Here is a 6770-nt window from a genome sequence, read left to right on the forward strand (position 1 = left end):
CAGCTGCGCTGACGCCAGGGTGGCGCGCACGCCCAGCGGCGCAGCGCGCTCGGCAATGGTGTGGGCGATCTCGCGGGCGCGCGCCAAGGCGGCGGTAGCGTCCTCGGCCACCTCTTGAACCAGACCGATCCGGTGCGCCTCGGCGGCGTCGAACTCGTCCCCGGTCAGCAGCCAGCGCATGGCATTGCCCCATCCGGCCTCGCGAGGCAATCGAAGTGTCGCGCCCCCGAATGGGTAGATGCCGCGCTGCACCTCGAGCTGCGCGAACCGGGTGCCCGTCGCCGCGATGCGGACGTCGGCCGCCAGCAGCAGCTCGATACCCAGCGTCATGCACCAGCCGTGCGCCACTGCGATCAGCGGCCTGGTCCAGGAACCGTCCAGGCGCCAGGGGTCGCGTCCGTCTGATGGCGCGGGCAGATCGCCCGACGCGATATTGGGGCCGACGTCGACAAGGTCCAGACCGCCGGTGAAGTGATCGCCGTGCGCGAACAACACACCGACGCGCACCGACGCGTCCGATTCCAGCAGCCCGTAGGCGCGGGACAGGTCGGTGAGCATCGCTTGGGTGAAGGCGTTGCGCTTGTGCGGTCGATTCAAGCCGATCAGCAAGACGTGTCCGTCCCGCTCGAGGGTCACGGTTTCCAGGGCCGGCAGTGCGGCCGGTGCAGTTTCCGAAGTCATCAGGTCTGCGGCGTGGAAATCCTTGGCTTTAGCAGGGGAAGGAAACGCCGCTTCTCTCCTTTCGGGAAGTTGTCGGTGGTCGCGGTTATGTTGCCGGTGTGTGCAGGTTCCGGTTGCTTCAAAGCCGTAAGCAAGCAGCAGCTTTGGTCGGGCGCTGTCGCCGGGCCCGGTTCGTGCACGCCGCCCCTGAGAGCCGCAAGAGCCAAGCGGTTTTCCAGGGCGGAGCCTGCAATGTGCGACCCTGCCACACTAGGGCGGACGCCGCATGCAGCAACATCGCCGCCGGACGAGCGGTGACAGCGCGGGGAGACTTCGGCGCTAGCCGGTCTGTGAACCGTGAACCTCAACTCTGTTCTCCTGAAGCCCAGGTGCAACGGGTTGGAATCTCCCACCTCAGGTGGGAGAGGACGTCAACGGCCGAGTCAATCGCATTACCCACGATTATGCAATAGGACATATCACGCCAAGATGCTGAGAGTTGTCGACGATGGTTGTGGCACCTTTAACTGCGGATTTACCATCGCGTTGTTCTACACTTGATAAACGAGTGGACGGCGTTCTATGATCCTTTGCATAATTGTGGGCTAGCCCAGGAGAGAACCGTGTTGAATGTCGAGATCAACATCGCCGGCTTCCGCTTTAGCCGGGAAATTCCTGACCAACGCCGCAAGTCATTCCGACCCCTGGGGTTTGGTCCACGTCCCATCCAGTGGAAACTTCCGCACCTGCGCCAGTCGCGCGCTGCGTGACGGTCGGACGGCTAAAGGACAGCACGACCATGTCGGTAACGACGCATGCCCGCAGCAAGCGCGGTGATACCCGAACCAAGATGCTGATCAGCGCCGCCGAGGTGATGTGTGAGCGCGGAGCCGCAGGCGTGACCATCGACGAGGTGCTCACCCGCAGCGGCGCGCCCCGTGGCTCGGTGTACTACCACTTCCCCGACGGGCGCAATCAGATCCTCGCCGAGGCGCTCCGGTATGCCGGGGATGCGATCACCGCCGATATTGACGACGCCGCTGGGCGCGGGGCCAAGGTGCTGCTGCGGCAGTTCGTCGAATTCTGGGAACGTGTGCTGGCCGACAGCGATTTCAACGCCGGCTGCCCCGTGGTGGCCGCGGCAATCGGCTCGGGCGATGACGAAGTCCGGCTGGCCGCCGAGGCCGGACGGATTTTCGCGCACTGGCGCACGGCGCTGACTTGGGCTTTCGTCGCCGATGGCTTTCTCGAGTCGGATGCCGATTCGTTGGCGGTGATGGCGATCGCCACGCTGGAAGGCGCCGTTGTGCTTTGCCGCTCGCTACGCAGCAGCGACCCGCTGCGAAAAGTCTACGAGCAGCTCGAATTTCTGGTCAAGGCAAGGGAATTCGTCCGCCGCAACGGACTGCCAGACCAGCGCGTGAACTAGCCGACTAGTCGCTCGCCGGCAGCGGCTTGGCTTCCTTGAGGCTCAACGCGGTCTCGCCGACAGCCAGGGTTCCAGCACCTGCCTTGGTAACCAGTACCTCAGCGCCGGTCTCGTCCACGTAGCGCTTGCCCATCACGTTGCCGTCGGCGAACGTCGGGTCCAGTTCACCGGACCGCTCGGCATCCAACGCCACCATCGGTGCGCCGCCGCAGCGCAGATCGTCGAGGCTGTCCGAGCTTCGAACGACGATGACCTGGGTGTCGCACACCTGGCTGGCGAGACGGGTTCCGTTCTTAATCATGATCTTTGAAGTTCCTTACTGCTCGGCCGGAGCGGCGCGAAGCTCTTCGACAATTTCACGGCGGAGCACTTTGCCGGTCGCGTTGGTGGGCAGCTCGTCGCGAAAGACTACCCGGTCGGGCGTACGCGAACCCCGCAAGTTTTTGCGGACGTGCTCGCGCAGCTCCTCAGGATCCGGGTCGGTGCCGGAGGCCGGCACCACCACCGCGACGATCGCCTGCCCCCACTGCGGATCGTCGACGCCGACCACGGCGACGTCACGCACATGAACGTGTTCGATCAGCACGTCCTCCAGCTCGGCGGGCGCGATGTTCTCACCACCCCGGATGATGGTGTCGTCGCTGCGGCCGCCGATAAATAGGTAGCCATCACCGTCGAGGGTGGCGATGTCCCTGGTCGGAAACCACCCGTCGGCGTCGAGCACCGAGCCGATTCCGGTGTAACGGCCCGAGACCTGATCACCGCGCACGAACAACTCACCGGTCTGCCCCGGCCCCAGCACCGTGCCGTTCTCATCGCGGATCTGGACCTCGATACCCGGCACCGGTTGACCGACCGAAGCCAATCGCTTGACGACTGCGGGATCCGACGCAGCCTGCGCCTGGCGGTGATCCTCCGGTGTGAGCACCGCGATCGTCGAACTCGTCTCGGTCAACCCGTAGGCGTTGACGAAGCCCACAGCAGGTAGCAGGTCGAGGGCCTTGCGGACCAGCGGCAAACCCACCTTCGAACCGCCATAGGCCAGGTTGCGCAGCGACGGCAATTCATGACCGCCGCCCTCCAACACCGTCACGATGCGGTCGAGCATGGTCGGCACCACGGTTGCGGTGGTGACGTGCTCGGCGTTGATCAGCCGCACCCATTCCTGGGGATCGAAGGTGGGCAAGTAGACCATCTTGCGTCCGGCATACAGGTTCGACAGCGCAGCGCTGACTCCCGCGATGTGATAAGGCGGCACACAGATCAGCGCCGCGTCCGTCGGGTCGGCGGAATCGAATTCGACTGATCCGGTGATGTAGCTGGTCAGGTTGTTGTGCGTGAGTTCGACGGCCTTGGGCTGCGACGTGGTACCCGACGTGAACAGCACGATCGCGACCGCATCCGGATCGGCAAACTCCGCTGGGTTTTCCGAGGGGGCCGCGTCTTGGGCCGCCGCTAAAAAGTCGTCGGAGCCGATGACCTGTTGTCCGGTGTCACCCAATATGTCGCGGTATCGGCTGTCGACGATCACCAGCGGTTCGGGCAGCCGCCGGATCAGCGCTTGGATACCGTCGGCGGAGAGGCGGTAGTTGATCGGCGTGAACGCCAGCCCGGCCCGTGCCGACGCGAAGATCAGCAGCGGGAGCATTGCGCCACCGGTGCCGACGTAGACGACGTGGTTGGCGTTGGATCCGGCGATGACGCCCGCGCCGCCGTCGGCGAGATCGCTGAGCTGCTGAGTCGTCAACCGGGTATCGCCCGAGACGACGGCCGTTCGTTCGGGATTGCTCGACAAAGCCATCTCGAGAAGTAACGAAATGCTCATCCTCGAACTCTCTGTGGTTTACCCGTTACAAAAGCCGCCGGAAGTGTCATGCCCGCCCGGCTCGTAGTTTAGATCATGCAACTATTTGCGCGTGATAGCGGTCAGGTCCCAGTCCAGCGTGCGGGACGCTTCTCGGCGAACGCGATCGCGCCTTCCTTGGCGTCGTTGGAGGTGAACACCGGCGTCAGGATCTTGTTCTGTTCGGCGAACATGGTCTCCGGGCTCCAGCCGCGCGACTCCACGATGATCCGCTTGGTGGCGGCCACCGCGAGCGGCCCGTTGGCGGTGATCTTCTCGGCCAACGCAATCGCGGCCTCCAGCGCGCCCCCGGGCTCGGCCAACACATTGACCATCCCCAGCGCGTGCGCTCGCTCGGCGCTGAAGTTTTCCCCAGTCAGCGCCAGCTCCATCGCGATGGCAGCCGGGATGCGTGCGGGGAGCCGCAGCAATCCACCGCCACCGGCAACCAGCCCACGCTTGACCTCCGGAATGCCGAACGCAGAGTCTTTCGACGCCACAATCAAGTCGGTGGCCAGCGCCAATTCGGTGCCACCGGCCAGCGCATAGCCTTCGACGGCAGCGATCAGCGGCTTAGTCGGCGGACGCTCGGTAAAGCCCATGCCGCGGCCCTCGACGATGGGAACCTCGCCGCGAGCAAACGCTTTGAGATCCATGCCAGCGCAGAACGAGCCACCCGCGCCGGTCAGGATGCCCACCGAGAGGCCCGGGTCGTCGTCAAGCCGGTCCACCGCGTCGGCCAGACCTCTGGCGACCGCGGCGTTGACCGCGTTCTTGGCCTTTGGCCGGTTGATGGTGATGATCAGGATCCGGTCCCGCTGCTCGACGAGGACTTCGGGTTCGGCTTGTTCAGTGCTCACGGTGTTCATAGCGCTGTCGCGCCCCTCCTTTGAGTTCAAGACTTATGTCGAGGAGATGGTATCGAGCCGTTCCGAACGGTCCGCGACGAGAGGACGTCGAGGGCCCTGAGCTACCATCACAGCCAACTCCACGCTGAAAATCCCAGGGGAATGCGTTGATGGCAACCGATATCGAACCTACGGAGACCTCCAAGTGGGATCCCGGGCTCACCGAACGCGTGATCGGGTGGATCCGTCCGCTGATCAAGGGCTACCACCGGGCCGAGATTCGTGGTCTGGAGTCCTTCCCGGCGGGCGGCGCGCTGGTGGTGTCCAACCACTCCGGCGGGCTGTTCCCGATGGACGTTCCGGTGTTCGCCACCGGCTTCTACGAGAAGTTCGGGTATGACCGGCCCGTCTTTACGTTGAGCCACGACGTCTTGTTCACCGGCCCGATCGCCGAGTTCTTCGTTCGCACCGGCTTCATTCGCGCCAACCACGAAAATGCCGACGAGGCACTGCGATCCGGCGGTGTGGTGATGGTGTTCCCGGGCGGCGACTATGACGTCTACCGACCGACGCTGGCGGAGAACATCATTGATTTCGACGGGCGCACCGGGTACGTGCGGGCGGCGTTGAACGCCGGGGTTCCGATCGTGCCTGCCGTGGCCGTCGGCGGTCAGGAAAACCAGATCTACCTGTCCCGCGGCATGGGATTGGCGCGGGCGCTGCGGCTGGACAAGTTGATGCGGGTAAAGATCCTGCCGATCTCGGTGGGCTTCCCGTTCGGGCTGTCCGCGGTGGTGCCGCCCAACGTGCCGCTGCCGACCAAGATCGTGATGCATGTGCTCGAGCCGATCGACGTGAGGGCCGAATTCGGCGAGGAGCCCGACGTCGACGCGGTCGATGCCCATGTCCGCCGCGTCATGCAGAACGCGCTCAACACGCTGGCCAAAGAGCGTCGCCTCCCGGTCATCGGCTAACACCGGTGGCACCGCTCGGCCTGCTGGCCACGATGGTCCGCGCGGGAATCATCGCTCCACTGCGGCCGGATAAGTACCTACGTATCGCTGCCGTCGCAAGACGCGAAGGCCTTTCCGTCACAAGCGGATTCGCGATGTCGGCGCAACGCTGCCCGAACCGGCCGGCGCTGGTCGACGAGCTCGGAACACTGACCTACCGTCAGCTCGACCAGCGGGGCAACGCGTTGGCATCGGCGCTGCAGACCCTGCCCGGCGGCACACCGGAAGTCGTTGCCATTATGTGTCGCAACCACCGCGGTTTCGTCGAGGCGCTGGTGGCGGCCAACCGGATCGGTGCCGACGTGCTGCTACTGAACACCTCCTTCGCCGGGCCGGCGCTGGCTGAGGTGGTCAATCGCGAAGGCGCGGATGCGGTGATCTACGACGAAGAGTTCACCGACTCGGTGGACCGCGCACTGGCCGACAAGCCCAACGCCACCCGCGTCGTCGCGTGGACCGACCAGCCGCACGACGCAGGCGTCGAGAAACTGATCGCCGCCCACACCGGTAAGCGCCCCGCCAAAACGGGCCGCAACGGCAAACTGATCCTGCTGACGTCGGGAACTACCGGTAACCCCAAGGGCGCCAAGCACTCCGGCGGCGGTGCGACCGAACTCAAGGCGATCCTCGACCGGGTACCATGGCACACCGAAGAGACGACGGTGGTGATGGCGCCGATGTTTCATGCCTGGGGCTTTTCGCAGCTGGTATTCGCCGCGTCGCTGGGCTGCACGGTGGTGACCCGACGCAAGTTCGACCCGGAGGCCACCCTCGACCTCATCGACCGTTACCAAGCCACCGGCCTGTGCGTGGTGCCGGTGATGTTCGACCGGATCATGGACCTGCCCGACGAGGTGCGCCGTCGCTTTCACGGTCGTTCGCTGCGGTTCGCCACCGCTTCGGGATCTCGGATGCGCCCCGACGTCGTCACCCGGTTCATGGACGAGTTCGGCGACGTCATCTACAACAACTACAAC

Annotated in this window: 7 protein-coding genes; 3 read left to right on the forward strand and 4 right to left on the reverse strand. The window is 64.9% G+C overall.

Annotated elements, in window-relative coordinates:
- Positions 1 to 681: crotonase/enoyl-CoA hydratase family protein (locus WAN71_RS20175; protein WP_422227025.1), on the reverse strand; the 681-nt coding region annotated here is incomplete at its 3' end.
- Positions 682 to 1459: 778 nt separating this feature from the next.
- Between WAN71_RS20175 and WAN71_RS20180 the strand changes: the two genes are divergently transcribed.
- Positions 1460 to 2089, forward strand: a complete 630-nt coding sequence (locus WAN71_RS20180) for a TetR/AcrR family transcriptional regulator (RefSeq protein WP_422227026.1) — start codon at positions 1460 to 1462, stop codon at positions 2087 to 2089.
- 4 nt (positions 2090 to 2093) lie between these two features.
- Here WAN71_RS20180 and WAN71_RS20185 read toward each other — a convergent pair whose 3' ends face one another.
- From WAN71_RS20185 to WAN71_RS20195, 3 genes are all read right to left on the reverse strand, one after another.
- On the reverse strand, positions 2094 to 2390 hold the full coding sequence (locus WAN71_RS20185) for a hypothetical protein (RefSeq protein ID WP_422227027.1): 297 nt from the start codon (positions 2388 to 2390) through the stop codon (positions 2094 to 2096).
- 15 nt (positions 2391 to 2405) lie between these two features.
- On the reverse strand, positions 2406 to 3914 hold the full coding sequence (locus tag WAN71_RS20190) for a class I adenylate-forming enzyme family protein (RefSeq protein ID WP_422227028.1): 1509 nt from the start codon (positions 3912 to 3914) through the stop codon (positions 2406 to 2408).
- A gap of 101 nt (positions 3915 to 4015) precedes the next feature.
- Complete coding sequence (locus tag WAN71_RS20195) at positions 4016 to 4801, reverse strand: crotonase/enoyl-CoA hydratase family protein (protein WP_422227029.1); 786 nt, start codon at positions 4799 to 4801, stop codon at positions 4016 to 4018.
- A 146-nt stretch (positions 4802 to 4947) separates the two neighbouring features.
- On the opposite strand from WAN71_RS20195, the gene WAN71_RS20200 reads away from it, so the two are divergent.
- Together WAN71_RS20200 and WAN71_RS20205 are read left to right on the forward strand one after the other, a co-directional pair.
- Complete coding sequence (locus WAN71_RS20200; RefSeq protein WP_422227030.1) at positions 4948 to 5754, forward strand: lysophospholipid acyltransferase family protein; 807 nt, start codon at positions 4948 to 4950, stop codon at positions 5752 to 5754.
- Positions 5755 to 5786: 32 nt separating this feature from the next.
- On the forward strand, positions 5787 to 6770 hold a 984-nt coding region (locus tag WAN71_RS20205; RefSeq protein WP_422227031.1), incomplete at its 3' end, for an AMP-binding protein.

The sequence above is a fragment of the Mycobacterium sp. genome (genome assembly GCF_049280035.1).
GTDB lineage: Bacteria > Actinomycetota > Actinomycetes > Mycobacteriales > Mycobacteriaceae > Mycobacterium.

Coding starts and splice junctions, on each gene's coding strand:
- WAN71_RS20180 (WP_422227026.1), top strand. CDS start 1,460: ATGTCGGTAACGACGCATGCCCGCAGCAAGCGCGGTGATACCCGAACC.
- WAN71_RS20185 (WP_422227027.1), bottom strand. CDS start 2,390: ATGATTAAGAACGGAACCCGTCTCGCCAGCCAGGTGTGCGACACCCAG.
- WAN71_RS20190 (WP_422227028.1), bottom strand. CDS start 3,914: ATGAGCATTTCGTTACTTCTCGAGATGGCTTTGTCGAGCAATCCCGAA.
- WAN71_RS20195 (WP_422227029.1), bottom strand. CDS start 4,801: ATGAACACCGTGAGCACTGAACAAGCCGAACCCGAAGTCCTCGTCGAG.